The sequence below is a fragment of the Flavihumibacter fluminis genome, from assembly GCF_021491375.1.
Lineage (GTDB): Bacteria > Bacteroidota > Bacteroidia > Chitinophagales > Chitinophagaceae > Flavihumibacter > Flavihumibacter fluminis.
Genome location: NZ_JAKEVY010000005.1, coordinates 96,235 through 111,300 on the forward strand (window position 1 = coordinate 96,235; position 15,066 = coordinate 111,300).

12 protein-coding genes are annotated in these 15,066 nt (G+C 45.7%); 3 read left to right on the plus strand and 9 right to left on the minus strand.

Going from position 1 to position 15,066, the window contains the following annotated elements; translation table 11 throughout:
• Window positions 1–97: 97 nt before the first annotated feature.
• The 4 genes from L0U88_RS18055 to L0U88_RS18070 all read right to left on the minus strand — a co-directional run bounded on the left by L0U88_RS18055 (window position 98) and on the right by L0U88_RS18070 (window position 2,581).
• On the minus strand, window positions 98–1,354 hold the full coding sequence (locus tag L0U88_RS18055; RefSeq protein WP_234867830.1) for a PQQ-dependent sugar dehydrogenase: 1,257 nt from the start codon (window positions 1,352–1,354) through the stop codon (window positions 98–100).
• A gap of 94 nt (window positions 1,355–1,448) precedes the next feature.
• Window positions 1,449–1,781 carry a DUF3630 family protein gene (locus tag L0U88_RS18060; RefSeq protein ID WP_234867831.1) on the minus strand — a complete coding sequence of 111 codons (333 nt, stop codon included), beginning with the start codon at window positions 1,779–1,781 and terminating at the stop codon, window positions 1,449–1,451.
• Window positions 1,782–1,818: 37 nt separating this feature from the next.
• Window positions 1,819–1,989 (minus strand): hypothetical protein, encoded by a 171-nt coding sequence (locus L0U88_RS18065; protein ID WP_234867832.1) that lies wholly within the window; start codon window positions 1,987–1,989, stop codon window positions 1,819–1,821.
• A gap of 70 nt (window positions 1,990–2,059) precedes the next feature.
• On the minus strand, window positions 2,060–2,581 hold the full coding sequence (locus L0U88_RS18070; protein ID WP_234867833.1) for a gamma carbonic anhydrase family protein: 522 nt from the start codon (window positions 2,579–2,581) through the stop codon (window positions 2,060–2,062).
• Window positions 2,582–2,729: 148 nt separating this feature from the next.
• On the opposite strand from L0U88_RS18070, the gene L0U88_RS18075 reads away from it, so the two are divergent.
• Window positions 2,730–3,920 carry an aspartate aminotransferase family protein gene (locus L0U88_RS18075; RefSeq protein ID WP_234867834.1) on the plus strand — a complete coding sequence of 397 codons (1,191 nt, stop codon included), beginning with the start codon at window positions 2,730–2,732 and terminating at the stop codon, window positions 3,918–3,920.
• Between the two features lie 39 nt (window positions 3,921–3,959).
• Window positions 3,960–7,406: a TraB/GumN family protein gene (locus tag L0U88_RS18080; protein ID WP_234867835.1), complete on the plus strand. Its 3,447-nt coding sequence runs from the start codon at window positions 3,960–3,962 to the stop codon at window positions 7,404–7,406.
• Here L0U88_RS18080 and L0U88_RS18085 read toward each other — a convergent pair.
• From L0U88_RS18085 to L0U88_RS18105, 5 genes are all read right to left on the minus strand, one after another.
• Entirely contained in the window at window positions 7,387–7,863 is a 477-nt protein-coding gene (locus L0U88_RS18085) for a RidA family protein (protein WP_234867836.1), read from the minus strand. The genes L0U88_RS18080 and L0U88_RS18085 overlap by 20 nt on opposite strands.
• A gap of 73 nt (window positions 7,864–7,936) precedes the next feature.
• The gene (locus L0U88_RS18090; protein ID WP_289623319.1) at window positions 7,937–8,647 is read right to left on the minus strand and encodes an MIP/aquaporin family protein; all 711 of its coding nucleotides are present in this window, start codon (window positions 8,645–8,647) and stop codon (window positions 7,937–7,939) included.
• 15 nt (window positions 8,648–8,662) lie between these two features.
• On the minus strand, window positions 8,663–10,216 hold the full coding sequence (locus L0U88_RS18095; protein ID WP_234867837.1) for a glycerol-3-phosphate dehydrogenase/oxidase: 1,554 nt from the start codon (window positions 10,214–10,216) through the stop codon (window positions 8,663–8,665).
• Window positions 10,217–10,250: 34 nt separating this feature from the next.
• On the minus strand, window positions 10,251–11,750 hold the full coding sequence (gene glpK / locus L0U88_RS18100) for a glycerol kinase GlpK (protein ID WP_234867839.1): 1,500 nt from the start codon (window positions 11,748–11,750) through the stop codon (window positions 10,251–10,253).
• A 47-nt stretch (window positions 11,751–11,797) separates the two neighbouring features.
• Window positions 11,798–14,317 (minus strand): DUF5686 family protein, encoded by a 2,520-nt coding sequence (locus L0U88_RS18105; protein WP_234867842.1) that lies wholly within the window; start codon window positions 14,315–14,317, stop codon window positions 11,798–11,800.
• 122 nt (window positions 14,318–14,439) lie between these two features.
• Here L0U88_RS18105 and L0U88_RS18110 point away from each other — a divergent pair, with 122 nt between their 5' ends.
• Window positions 14,440–15,057 carry a hypothetical protein gene (locus L0U88_RS18110; RefSeq protein ID WP_234867844.1) on the plus strand — a complete coding sequence of 206 codons (618 nt, stop codon included), beginning with the start codon at window positions 14,440–14,442 and terminating at the stop codon, window positions 15,055–15,057.
• Window positions 15,058–15,066 lie beyond the last annotated feature (9 nt).

The following is a 15,066-nucleotide window of genomic DNA, read 5'->3' on the forward strand; positions in this document are numbered from 1 at the left end:
AGGAGAAAAGGGAGAAGGAAACCTGGTTGCTTCCATCTCCCTTTTCTTCTTTTCTCCTTTTCTCCGTCTTCCATTCCTCCTCTTCCCTTCTCACGTCTCACTTCTTTCCTATGCGATACAACTTCCCTCCATCACTCACTGCATACAAAGCGCCGTCTTTACCTGCCTGCACATCGCGGAAACGATCTTTCTGATCTTCAGCAATTCTTTCTTCACCAACCACTTTGTTGTTTTTAATTACGAGTCGCGCTATATGCATGGAACTCAATCCACCAATAAACAAATTGTTTTTCCACTCTGGAATGGCATCGCCACTGTAGAAGGTCATTCCGCTGGGAGATAGAGTTGGATCCCAGTAATAAACCGGTTGTTCCATACCTTCTTGTTGCGTGCGTGAACCTTCCAGCGCTTCACCACTGTATTCAATTCCATAGCTGATGGTGGGCCATCCATAATTTTTACCAGGGCGGATCAGGTTCAGTTCATCACCACCACGCGGACCAAATTCAGCTTCCCAAAGATCACCGGTTTGTGGATGAAAGGCCAGGCTCTGCACATTGCGATGCCCATAAGAATAAATTTCAGGTCTCGCATTGGCCTGTCCGGCAAATGGATTACCGGTTGCAGGTTGACCATCTGTTGTGATGCGAACCAGTTTACCAAGACCTGATTGCAGATCCTGTGACTGCGGGCGTGTTGATTTATCCGAACGTTCTCCTGTACTTACAATCAGCGCTCCTGTTTTATCAAAAAGAATACGACCACCATAATGCAGATTGCCTTTGGAAGTTGCAGGCGTTGCGCGATAAATCACCACTGCATTTTCAATAGTGGATTCATTGTCTGATAGTCGCCCTTTTCCAACAGCTGTTACACTTTCATTATTGGCCATCGGTTCTGCAAACACCCAATATACCATCCGGTTGCTGCTGAAAGCAGGATCGAGGGTGATACCTAGTAAACCTCCCTGACCGCGGGCGTTTACCGGTGGAATACCTGTAATCGGATTACTCAAACTGCCATCTTTGGAGGCGATCCGAAGCACACCACCTTTTTCAGTGATAAGCCAGCGCCCATCCGGAAGTTCAGTTAATGCCCAGGGAGATTTCAGCGTGGTATTTAATACCGTCACTTCATATGGGGTAGTTGTCTTAACACTGCCAATACGCGTCTGGCCAGCAAATGCCGGCTTATACGTGGTGTTGGGAGCCTTGGTTTCAACTGGAGCACCAGTAGTATCCACCACTGTTTCCGGACTTGTTCTGGCACCGGAAGACTGGGAAGGAGTTTGCGAATTGCAGGCTGCTGCGGTGAGCAGCACTCCTGAAAGAACTCCGAGAAATGCTTGATTCATTACGACTTTTTTTAACGTGAAAACCTTGAAGAGTGTAAACTTAACGATTATTCCCCAAGAGGAGTTCAGATAGAAAAAAGTCGGTTTCAGGCAATCAGGAGATGTATTTTTTTACGGTATGTACCAGTAACCGAGATTCCAGGAAGCTGGCCACTTCGGTAACCATTTCATTTGGATGCAGCTTGTTTCGGTTGACTGATTGTGGATAGAGGCAGATGCCTGTATAGATATTATACTGTAAGCTCAAAGGCTGCCCTTTGTACCGGAAATCCCAGATCAGGGAATCAAAATCATCGAGTTTGTTGTGGAAGGAAATCCGGAGTTCTTCAGACAGCAGGTTAGCCACTTCATAAAAGCGTTTCAGACCGCCATCTTCATCAATTACAGCTTCAACAAAGCCATCGTGGGTGTGGAGTACGGGGCACATATGATATGGTTTAGAGGTTCCGGCGTTGAGACCTTTATCAGGCCTTGAATTTCTTCGCCTTCGGAACTTTTTCACCACTCAGAATTCGCTCTGCACCTACATTTTTTCCATTTGAGGGGCAGCCGGATTTTTTAGAAGCACTGCAGGAAACCAGCAGGGTCATAACGGCAAGCATCACAAACAGAGATGTACAGCGGAACAGTTTCATAAGGCTTTTTGCTTATAACGGGCAAATTCACCCTTTAGTATCCAACAATCAGGCCAGTTCGACGAATGGACTATACCTGGTCTTTGAACCAGCCCGAATACTGCAGGTAGTTATTGGCAATCCGGTTAATTTCCCCATGAATCAGCTCCTGGCTAATTTCTTTTACTTTTTTGGCAGGGATGCCTGCATAAATACTGCCCGGTTCGCAAACTGTTCCTTCCAGTACCACAGCCCCGGCTGCAACAATGGTATTGCTGTTTACGACTGCATTATCCATCACGATAGCCCCCATCCCGATCAGTACATTATCATGAATCGTACAACCATGTACAATCGCATTGTGACCTATTGAAACATTGTGACCGATATGAACTTTTGTTTTCTGAAAAGTGGCATGCAGCACAGCTCCGTCCTGGATATTGACTTTGTTCCCGATGCGGATGCTGTTTACATCTCCACGTACAACCGCATTGAACCAGATACTGCATTGATCTCCCATAACTACATCACCCACAATAGTGGCATTAGGGGCGATAAAGCAATCCTGGCCGAACTGTGGGTAAACTCCGTTGACATGAAGGATGGTTGGCACGATTTCAATAGTTAATGGTGAAAAAATATATTCCAACCCGAAAGATCGGAATTTTACTGTAACCCTGCGCCTTCCCTGTCCCCCGTCTCCTTTCTCCCGTCTCACATCTGACGTCTCACATCTCACGTTTCACCGTTATTTTTGCATCGTGAATCAACGTCAACTTTTCCTGCAGCATGTAGGGCAAACTTCTCCTGCTCCCCTGGCACTCGAAATCGTGAAAGCCAAAGGGACCGTATTAACAGACCGGAAAGGAAAAACCTATCTCGATCTTATTGCTGGCATAAGTGTATGTAATGTTGGGCATTGCCATCCGAAAGTGGTGAAAGCCATCCGCAAACAGGCAGGCGATTACCTGCACCTGCTGGTTTATGGTGAACTGGTAGAAACTCCACAAGTGGCATATGCAACCCTCCTGACCAAACTCCTGCCTTCCTCCCTGAACTCGGTATACTTTACCAGTTCCGGAGCAGAAGCTACAGAGGGCGCTATGAAATTGGCCAAAAGGGTAACGGGAAGAACACAGATGATCGCATTCAATCATTCCTATCATGGCTCCACACAAGGTGCACTCAGCCTCATGGGCGATGAATACTGGCGAAATGCTTACCGGCCGCTCTTACCCGGCATCCTGCACCTGGAATACAATGATCCCGCGGTTCTCGACTTTATAACAACCGACACCGCCTGCGTACTGCTTGAAACCATACAGGCAGAAAAAGGAGTCAATCCCCCTAAGAAGTCCTGGCTAACGGCCTTGCGCAAACGCTGTACTGAAACTGGTACTTTGCTGATACTGGATGAAATTCAGACGGGTTTTGGGAGAACCGGTCATTTATGGGGTTTTGAACCCTTTGAAATTGTTCCGGATATCATCCTGCTCGGCAAGGCCCTTGGTGGCGGCATGCCACTTGGCGCTTTTGTGGCGGATAAAGCATTGATGGATCAGTTCACACTGAACCCGGTATTGGGACATATTACCACCTTTGGCGGGCATCCGGTTAGCTGTGCGGCCGGATTAGCTGCACTAAAAGTTTTGCTCAAAGAAAAATGGATCAGTGAAGTGCCTGAAAAAGAGGCCTTGTTCAGGGAACTGCTGGTGCATCCTGCTATCCAGGCCATTCGCTCCCGGGGCTTATTGATCGCAGTAGAGTTTGAAAGTTTCGAGGTAAACAAGCGGGTTATTGATCGCTGCATATCCAATGGGGTATTGACCGACTGGTTCCTTTTTGGCTCCAACTGCCTTCGCATTGCACCTCCGTTGAGTATCTCGAAAAAAGAAATAAAGAAAGCCTGTTCCATCATTTTGGAAGCAATCCAGTCTGAATACTTGCGATAAACAAATTCTGGTAGTATTTTGATGCGCTAAGTTCATCTTATGAAGCGCATCCTTTTCTTTATTCTTTTGATTGTCCCCATTTTTTTGACTGCACAACCAAAAAAGAATGCTGCATCCACACTTTTGTGGCGGATCAGCGGAAAGGGTATGCAAAAACCTTCCTATCTCTATGGAACCATGCACTTGCAGGACAAGCGATTGTTTCAATTTACAGATTCCCTGTATGCCGGAATCCGAAGCGTTGAAGGATTTGCAGCTGAACTGGATATGAATGATTTGAATGACTGGATTATTCAGTTAATGAAAGATGAAGAACAGAAGGGCGACCATCCCGTTTTATTAAAAGACAAACTGACTACCGCGCAGAAAAAAAAGTATCAGCGCGCGCTTGAAAAAAAATTCGGGAAATCATTCGACGCCATCACGTTTGAAGAAGTGGAAGATGAAGCCAGCGACTGGACGCGTTATTTCCGAAAGCCAGATGACATGCCCACTTTTGTAGACGCTTATCTTTTTGGTATTGCTGGTGCTGAAGGAAAATGGACCGGCGCTTTGGAAAAAGTAGAAGATCAGCTGGATCTTGAACCCGTCGAAATGGATTCAATCATCCGGAATGCCCTTGTAGACGACAAACAAAAACAGCAGCAATTAGAAGCGTTTGTATCTATTTATCTGTCTGAAGATTTATCGCGGATGAATGAAATTGTGGTGAAGGCCAGCGGTGATTATGGAAACCGGAAAATGAATTTCCGCAACCTGAATATGGTTCGTCGGATTGACAGTCTGGCTAAGATCCGATCCTGCTTTTACGCAGTGGGAGCAGCACACCTGCCAGGTGATTCCGGCATGATTCAACTCCTTAGAAATAAAGGCTTCCAGGTGGATCCGGTATTTTCTGCCAATCGTGTGGAACCGGATGAATTCCTGCACCAGCAAACCACCGGTAACTGGAAAGAGAATAAATGGGCCAATGGCGATTTTGTTATCAAAATGCCAGGCACCGGTTCCAATATGCAGGAATTGGGTGCCTTTCAGGAGGCCTGTATTTATTTTGATCCTTTCAGTATGTCGGGTTATATGTCGGGTTTTATACCTGTGGTCTTTCGATCAGAAGCTGAAATTGATTCAGCCTACCTGCGTATGCGAAAAAACTATGAGACAGAGGGTGATTTGTTTCGGGATTCGGTTTGGCTGCTGAATGGGAAAAAAGCATATGAAATTGAGGGCAAAAACAAATATGGATTCATGCAGGTGCTGGCTAGTCCAGTTCCGGGTGGAATGGTATTGAATATGATTATTTCAATGTCGCAGAGTGGTTTAAAAATGGCCCGTGCAACCAGTTTCTTCCATTCGTTTGTAGTGAATAAAAAGCCTCAGGATCCAAATAAGTTGGGATGGCGCAGAAAAATAAATGCACTGAAACAACTGAGTTACGAAGCTCCGGTTGAACTGGATTTTACAAGTACGAAAGCGGACTCTTCCTGGATAACCCAGACTTTTGCAGGATCAGATGAAACAACCGGGAATTATTATTACATGAATCTGATGGAAACCAAACCCGGACTTTTTTCCAGTTTGGATAGTCTCTATTTTTTGGATGTAATAAAATCCTACCAGGAGAATGAGACCTATCAATTGTATGAATATTCATTTATCAATCAGGATGGTTTCCCTGGTCTTTCCCTTTCTTTTGGATCAAGCGAAGGAGGTGATTCTCTCCGGTATCTTTTTAATATCATCAACAGGGGGAATCGTCGGTACGCTATTATGGCTGCCTATTTCCCGGGAGAGAAAAACCTGGCAGATGCCCAACGCTTCCTGAAAGGAATCCGGTTCATTCCCTATGCTGCCAATCGCACTAATGCCGGCCACCCGTCATTTGAGAATTTTTCCATTCAATCGCCCATGCCTTTTGTTAAAGAAACTGATGCAGCTATTGAAGAGGGTTCCAGCCGGTTTATCATGTATGATTCAACTTCTGCCGTAACCCTTCACGTGCAGAAAGAACCATTGAACCGGTATTACAGTACTACCTCAGACAGTAGTTTTTTAACGCAATTCATACAATATTTCAAATCGACTGAAACCGATAGCCTGGTTCATTTGAAGATTAACTATCAGGATGGCTATGCCACCGCAGATGGTTTGTTCGAACTCGATGGAACCCACAATCTGAAAAGAGTAAAAATTATGGCCAGTGGCGATACACTCTATTCAGTTGCCGGTGTATTCTCTCCCGAGGTTTCCAAAACTGCAGCGTATCAAACCATATTTGATTCATTCCGTTTGCAGCAACCTTCACCTAACAGTTATACACAGTCGAAAGCAAAACGGCTCTTCCAGGATCTCTTACTTCCGGATTCACTGATATTCCAGGAAGCTAAAGATGCGCTTTCCCAGATCGATATAAGCAAGGAAGATCTGCCTTACCTGCACGAAGCCCTGCTGCATCCGCTGATTGATTTCAGCGAGAGAATGCCCTGCACGCATGATGAAGTGATCAGCCGATTGGAAGAGGTGATGGATAGCAGTACGATTGAATTTATTCAACAGGCGTATCCTGGTTTAAAAGAAAGAAATGCAGTATTACAATATCCGTTGTTGTCTGTATTGGCGCGCTTTCAAACAGCCGAGTCCTATCGTTTGATCGAATCCCTGCTGTCATCCGGTTTGCCTGCCAGCGGAAGTCCGGAAATTTTATATTCAGCCATGCAAGACAGCCTGGAACTCGCCAAAACTTTTTTCCCTTTTGTTTTGCAGCATACAGAAGATTCCCTGCTTCGTACTATCCTGCCACGGTTTACCCTGGATATGAAGTCCATCAACGCGTTGGCTGATAACAGGTTCAAAGAACTTCAACCTGTCTTTATTAGAATGGCTGATCAATACCAGCAGCAAATGCAGGACAAACAGTTGCAAATGCCCATTCATTTCGATGAATTAGTAAAACTATTACTCATGTACGGATCTCCGGCAGCTCAGCAGCGGGTAGACAGTTTCGCAGTTCATTCCAATGAAGATATTCAATTCAATACGGTAGATGTGTTGATAGAGGAGAAAAAACCGGTGCCTTCAGTGGCACTTAACAAACTGCTGGCTGATCCTTTCTACCGGGCGCTTCTCTACAGAAGATTTAATGCGACAAATCAAGGTAAGAAATTTCCAGCACGTTACAGAAAACCTGTACTGATTGCCGAATCACATCTCTACCGGGAGATCTGGTATGGTGCGGAAGACTATAAACTGAAATTCATAAAGCAAATTAGCCTGACGAAGGATGGTAAAAAACAGTATTACTATCTGTATAAGGTGAGCTTCAACACGGAGGAAGGGGAAGAAAGTTATTTGGGTGTGGCAGGACCCTATCTTTCAAAAAGCAGGATCGATACCACACCCGGAGAATACACAGGCGTGTATTATGATGAATTATTTGATGAATCGAAGCTAATGGAACAGTTTGAAGCCTTTATTCAATCTCAACAATAACTTCTACTTCTATTGCAATATTATTGGGCAATGCATGAAAACCTACTGCAGAACGTGCATGTTTTCCTTTTTCACCAAAGATTTCAACCATGGTATCGGAATAGCCATTCATGACTTTGGGCTGCTGGGTAAAACTGCTTTCGCAATTCACCATGCCTAATACTTTGATCACCCGCTTTACTTTTTTGAGGTCGCCCAGGTAATCTTTCAGCACCGCAATATGATTGAATGCCACAGAACGCGCTGCTGCATAACCTTCTTCAATGGTCAGGTCTTTGCCAACTTTACCGGTGATGTCTTTTCCTCCTGCATCGGTGGGACCTTTGCCAGAAAGATACAGCAGCTTACCTGTTTGTACCACATTTACATAGTTGGCAACCGGCTTGGATACAGCAGGCAGTTTAACACCCAACTGCTTTAATTTTTCTTCTGGCGATTGTGCTTGTGTTGTTGACATGATCAGAGTTAAGATGACAAGTGAAAAATAACGCATGATATAAAAGTGTGAATTATGAATTAGGAAGTGGAGATTACATTAATAAATGATAAATAGCGGCGGCGATAAAGCTTCCTAAAATGGGCCCCAGCAAAGGAACCCAGGAGTAAGCCCAGTCGCTATTGCCTTTACGGCCCAAAGGTAAGAGGAAGTGGGCAATACGCGGACCAAGGTCACGCGCCGGATTGATGGCATATCCTGTTGGTCCGCCCAACGATAACCCCACACCCAGCACCAGCAATGCAACCGGTAATGCATCCAGTGCACCCAAACTATTGGTTGGTGCAATAATCAATAGCACGAGCACCAGGAAAATAGCCGTGGCCACTGTCTCCGTTAGCAGGTTGCTGACCGGATTTCGGATAGCCGGCCCCGTTGCAAAGACAGCCAGTTTCAATCCTTCATTTTCGGTTGCTTTAAAATGATCTTTATAACAGATCCACATAATTACAGCTCCACTGAAGGCACCCGCAACTTGTGCAAGAATATAAAGGGGCACATCTGCCCAGGGGAATTTTCCGGTCAGGGCAAGCACAATACTTACTGCCGGGTTCAGGTGCGCTCCACTGAATTTGGATACTGCAAATACGCCCAGAAAAACTGCCATGGCCCAGCCGAAAGTAATTACAATCCAGCCACCATTGTTTCCCTTGGATTCTTTTAATAGAACATTGGCCACCACACCATTTCCGAATGCAAGCAGAATGGCGGTTCCAATGAATTCAGCTAAGTAAGGATTCATCATATAGCAAGCGTTGGTTTATTTGGCTACATAGTTGGATGCAATGCTGCAGAATGCATCTGTTTGCTCCTGCTCCCATTGCAGGTCTTCTTTTAATTCCGTTGCCATCAGGTGTGCTACCATGGCGGCTGCTGTAATAGCTGCTCCGGCATTTAACAAGATGGCTCTTGTTCTTCTGGCTAAAGCATCATCCACTGTCATGCACATTTCTTCGCGCACGGCCCAAACAATTTCTGCTTTTGTATAGGGCAGGTCCGGGTGAATTTTTTCAGCCAGGCTGGGATTCTCCTGTTGCAATGCCTTGATTTTTGCCCAGTCGCTTCCATAATAATACCCATGATCTGTATAGTTGGGTACCTGCATCGCTCCATGAATGGGAAGGTCCTGCGTTACACAAGGCCGGTCTTCCAGTTTACCTGCCTGGATAGCTACTTTCACAGCGTCTTCTGCCATCTTCCGGTAGGTAGTCCATTTACCTCCTGTTATACTGATGAGGCCGGATTCACTGGTTTCAATAAAATGATCCCTCGATAATCCGGAAGTGCTGCTGGCATTGCCTTTCACCAGTGGACGTAATCCTGAAAACACCGACAATACATCACTTCGCTGGGGATCATTGGCCAGGTAGAGTTTGATATTATCAAGGATAAACTGGATTTCATCTTCCTTTGGTATGGGTTCCATACTGGGCTTGTCTACCGGTATATCAGTTGTTCCAATGATGGTATGCTGATGCCAGGGAACTGCAAATAATACACGGCCATCAGATGTTTCAGGAATGAGGATGGCTGTATCTCCCGGCAAAAATTTCCTGTCTACTACCAGGTGCGTACCCTGGCTCAGGGATAAGACCGGTTCTTTGGAAGGATCATCTGCCTTACGCAGATGGTCTGTAAATACGCCGGTAGCATTTACGAAGCAGCCGGCATGTATCGTGTAGGCATCTCCGTTAAGCTGATCTACCGCATCAATGGCAACCAGTTGGTTGTTCTCTTTATGCAGTCTGCCTGCCTTCATGTAATTCAGTACTACCGCTCCCTGTTCAGCAGCCGTTTGTGCCATGTTGATGGCTAGCCTGGCATCATCAAACTGACCGTCGTGAAATAACACGCCACCTTTCAATCCCTCCGGATCCAGTGTGGGGGCTCTTTCCAGGGTTTCCTCGCGCGACAGGAACAAGGATGGCCCAAGCCCAAGGTCACCTGCCATCCAGTCGTAGATTTTTAATCCGAGTCCGTAAAACGGCCCCTGCCACCACTTATAATTGGGTAACAGAAAGGATTGATTCTTTACCAGGTGTGGTGCATTCTTTCGCAAGCGTCCTCTTTCCTTCAACGCTTCCATTACCAGTTTTACATTTCCCTGTTGCAGGTAGCGTACCCCTCCATGCACCAGTTTGGTGGAACGGGAGGAAGTCCCTTTTGCAAAATCTGCCTGCTCTATAAGTATGGTTTTATATCCACGGGAAGCAGCATCAATTGCAATACCGAGTCCTGTTGCCCCACCGCCTACTATGCATATATCCCAACGTGTAGTGCTCTTTAACTGGAGGATCATCTCCGAACGTAACATAATCAGTTTTTTTTCCGGTTCTTACTCTGAATTTCTATCGCTCATCAGCCCAGGCGATACTTGCTTTGATCGCCCTTTCCCATCCGCGTGTGAAGGATCTCATTTCTTCGGTTGTGCGTTCGGGATGGAACTCTTTCGCGGCCTTCCATTGCTGCTGGATATCGGCTGTGCTTTCCCAATAACCTACTCCCAATCCTGCCAGGTATGCAGCACCCAATGCGGTGGTTTCATATACTTCCGGACGAATAACCGGCACCTGCAGCAGGTCACACTGGAATTGCATGAGCAGGTTATTGATGGTAGCTCCGCCATCCACCCTTAACTCTTTTATAGGTAAACCTGCATCGGCTTCCATGGCTTTTAGTACATCCATGGTTTGATAAGCAATGCTTTCCAGGCAGGCCCTCGCAATGTGCGCCCGCGTTGTGCCTCGCGTTAATCCAAAGACAGTTCCCCTTGCATGCTGGTTCCAGTGAGGTGCACCCAATCCGGCAAAGGCAGGTACAATGTAAACGCCATCGGTATCAGTAACCCGGGATGCCAGTTCTTCTATTTCAGCGGATGACCTGATCATATGCAAGCCATCACGCAGCCATTGTACCACTGCACCACCTATGAAAATACTGCCCTCAACAGCATACTCAACGCGGTTATTGAGTTTCCACGCAACCGTTGTCAGCAGTTTATTGGAGGAGTGCACAATTTTATCTCCGGTATGCATCAACATGAAACAACCGGTCCCATAGGTATTTTTCACCATACCGGGAGTGGTACATTGCTGTCCGAAAAGTGCAGCCTGCTGATCACCTGCAATTCCAGCCAGGGGAATATTGGCAGTTTTAACCACCGATTCCGTGACTCCATATATTTTGCTGCTTGGAATGATTTCAGGTAATACAGAGGCAGGAATATCGAAGAGCCTGAGTAACTCTTCATCCCATTCGCAGGTTTCGAGGTTCATCAGCATCGTGCGACTTGCATTGGATACATCTGTCGCATGTACTTTTCCGTTAGTTAGTTTCCAGTTCAGCCAGCAATCGATAGTGCCGAATGCAAGTTCCCCTTTCACCGCTTTTTCTCTTGCGCCACTTACATTATCCAGGATCCATTTCAATTTGGTAGCGGAGAAATAGGCATCAATTACCAAACCGGTTTTGGACTGGATGAGGGGGGCCAGGCCATCTGCTTTGAGTTGATCGCAATAGCTTGCCGTTCGGCGATCCTGCCAAACAATGGCATTGTAGATCGGTTTGGAACTGGCCCTGTCCCAAACTACTGTAGTTTCCCGCTGGTTGGTAATGCCTATCGCAGCAATATCAGCTGTGGTTAAGGAGGCTTTAGCGATGGCCTCTGCCATCACGGAAAATTGGGTAGCCCATATTTCCTCCGCATCGTGTTCAACCCATCCGGGTTGGGGATATAGTTGAGTGAATTCTTTCTGCGCGATATGACAGATCTGCCCGTATTTATCAAATAAGATTGCTCTGGAGCTGGTCGTTCCCTGGTCAAGTGCTAAAATGTATTTTTCCGGCATGCATCGAATTTTGCTTTTTAAGATAAGCAAAATATACTGGTTCGGGACTAGAATGCCAATCGGAAACTTCCAAAAATGCCAAAGCGACCTACTCTTGCTTCTGGTAGGGGGCGTGGACTTACCCTCCAGACGAAATCCAGCCGGAATACCTTCAGGATATTATCCACCCCGGTACCCAGTTCAATGTAGGTCTTTCCATCCAGGTTTTGAAACTGGTTGAACGCGTTGTCGAAGTTCAGGGCGCGGTTCGCTTCAGACAGATCACCACTGATTCCCTTCGCTGTCCAGAACTGCCGGAATTTTAATTTCCTGGTTAATGGTATCAGCCTGAATATCCCATTTCCGATATTATGCTCTACGTTGAATCCAATATAACGGTCATGGATATACTCAAATCGCTGCATCAGGTTGAATGCATATTTATTGTAGTAATAAATTTCATTTCCCGGTGCAACATTCAATAACATATAAGGGAGGGTTCCGGTGGTTTTTCCTCCAAACAGATTATAGTAGAGTGTTCCCACAGGCGCCACTTTTACATAATCAGAGATGCTCAGATAATATTTGTTGTAGCTGTAATCGCTGTTAAACACACCCGGAAACCCGCGAGCATACATAAACTCAACAATAGGGTAGGAGCTACCCAGGCTGAAGCGGTTGAAATTGGTTTCGAAGAATCGCTCATTGTAACCAAATCGCAATTTAATGGCCATTTCGAAATTGGTTAAGGGCGTTCCTTTTTCTCCATTGATCTGGAATATTTCCTTCGGTGGAATATTTTTCAATGGATCAAAACTTTTATGTGTACCAATGATGGTAGCAGATATGCCGGGACTCCATTCTTTAAAATACTCCAGCTTGGCTTCCTTGATCTGCATGAACTTGATCGGTATGCCCGGCTTTCGGATCGCAAGTGCAAAGATGTTGTCCGTACTTATTTCATCATAATACACCTGGCCATTATCCAGATCCTTGGTATAACTACCATGAATATACGATCGGGGCGATCTGCTGAACAGGTACTTGGCCTCCGCCTTGTATTTAAACACCCGGTCGCCAAAACCATAAGCCAGGTAACCGTGCAGGTAGAGGTCTTTATGAAACTTGGTGTTGGTTCCGAGGTCAAAGCGGGTACGGAATCCCTCCCAGAGGTTACCGGTGAACCAGTTGTACCAGGGACCGATTTCAAAATTGCCCACATTTCGGTAACCGGTAGCCAAAAAGTTGATCGTAGTTACATATCGTTTGAACAGCGGCATTTTCTGCAGCGTGTCAATCATATCATAAATCGCTTTCTCATTTTTGGTAAGTGATTCATGTCGAGAGTCAGACCAGTAACTGTCTTCTTTTTTCATTGCGCCTTCCGCAAACAGGATTTCTGACTGAACTTTATTTTTAGCAATGGTATCCCGTATAAATTGCTGGTCAACCACTACATTTCGATAAGTAGTGGTTTTTCTGCCAATCACTCCAAACCTGGATTTTCCAATCGGTGCAATATCTGCCACGAATTTATCCTTTGAAAGAAACCAGGTACTGTCGCTGATCAATGAGAACTCCTGGATCAGGGAAAGTTTATCTATAAAATTGATATTGGCTTCACGGCTCAGGTGCAGGGTCATTTTCTGAATGGCCCAGGTAGGATCATGCACCCAGGCATCCCCTTCAAAAGTATTTTCACCCCGGCGCTTTGGCTGAAATACAAAATGAATCAGTCGCTGGCCGGCAACATACTGCGTGTCCAGCACCGTATAATTATAATAAGCCGGACCGTTATCACTCAACGGACTCACAAACTGTTTGTCGAAAACCGGAATAAAATTGTTGTAGATATTGATATTCTGCTCGGTTCCTCCCAACAGTTTGGAAATACTTTCATTTTCCACCCCCATGGTTTTAACGCCCTTGATAATTTCGCGGGTTCTCCAGGGTGATTTCTGATAATAATAATTTGAGATGGTTTCAGTCAGGTAAACAGGTAGGAAGGGCTGACCTTCCGTAGTATCCACATTGTCAAAAATGAAATCAAAGGGTTTAAGCGGACCTAATTCCTTCAGTTTTTCCTTGTTGATGCGGTTCAGGTCAAGTTCCAGCTTGTTGTATAATTCGTAGGTGAAATTGCTGAACCGGTAGCGATCGTTGTATGGTTTGCGCTTATTGATTCTTTTCCACATGAGGTAGCCGCGATCAATTTTACGCTTCACGATAACTTCCTTGGTGTACTTACCGCGGTCCAATGCCAGCACCAGCTCCATTACCTGGCCGTCGGCTGAAATCTGGGTCATGCCCGGATGAATGGGAATTTTCAGATCCTGGTAACCAACATAGGTAACAACCAGGGTATCTGTTGGCCATTCGGCAAAGCGAAATTCAAAATGCCCCGCCGAGTCAGTCAGTTTTCCCTGGGTACCGGCGAGGAATTGAATAGAAGCAAAGGGAATCCTTTCCTCACTCAACTTGTCCTTCACGTAGCCCCGGATGGTTTTGGTTTGCGCCTGGGTGAATAAGGTTAATAATAAGGAAAGCACTAGCCCGACTGCACGTAGCCGAATGGGTCTCAGTTCCATAGAAGCGCAAAATTAGGATATAGAATGATGGATTTACCGAATTTAACAGATGTGTTAAAAAGGAATATTTTGAAATCCGGATTTCCTTTATTTACTTTGAAATTCAAAGTGCTTTAGTAAATATGGAAACAAGTTCATACCAGGACCTTCGGGAGATCCGCCAGATGATGGAAAAAAGCAGCCGGTTCATCAGCCTGAGTGGCTGGAGTGGGATTGCTGCTGGTATTTCGGCCCTGGTGGGTGCATTTTTTGCCAACCGGTACATAAAAGCCTACTATGCAAATGCATATGGTACGCCGGATGCTTGTCCCGCCTGCCTGAAACAGGACCTGATGGTGATTGCCGGCCTGGTATTTATCAGCGCCCTGGTACTTGCTTTCTTTTTTACTTATACCCGCTCCAAGAGAGATGGAGTTGCCATTTGGGGTACAACTGCACGCAAACTGCTCTGGAATACCATGTTACCCATGGCAGTTGGTGCGGTATTTATTTTCCACCTGATGGAAATGCAATATTATTCTCTGGTTGGAGCCAGCTCCCTGCTTTTTTACGGACTTGCACTCGTGAATGGCAGTAAATATACCCTGGGTGAGATCCGGTTTTTGGGATATGGACAACTGATCACCGGATTCTATTGCCTTTGGTTTCCTGGTAACGGGCTGGCTGCCTGGGCCTTTGGATTTGGTATCTTGCACATTGTATATGGAATTGCTATGTGGTGGAAATATGAAAGGAATTAAGCCGCGACA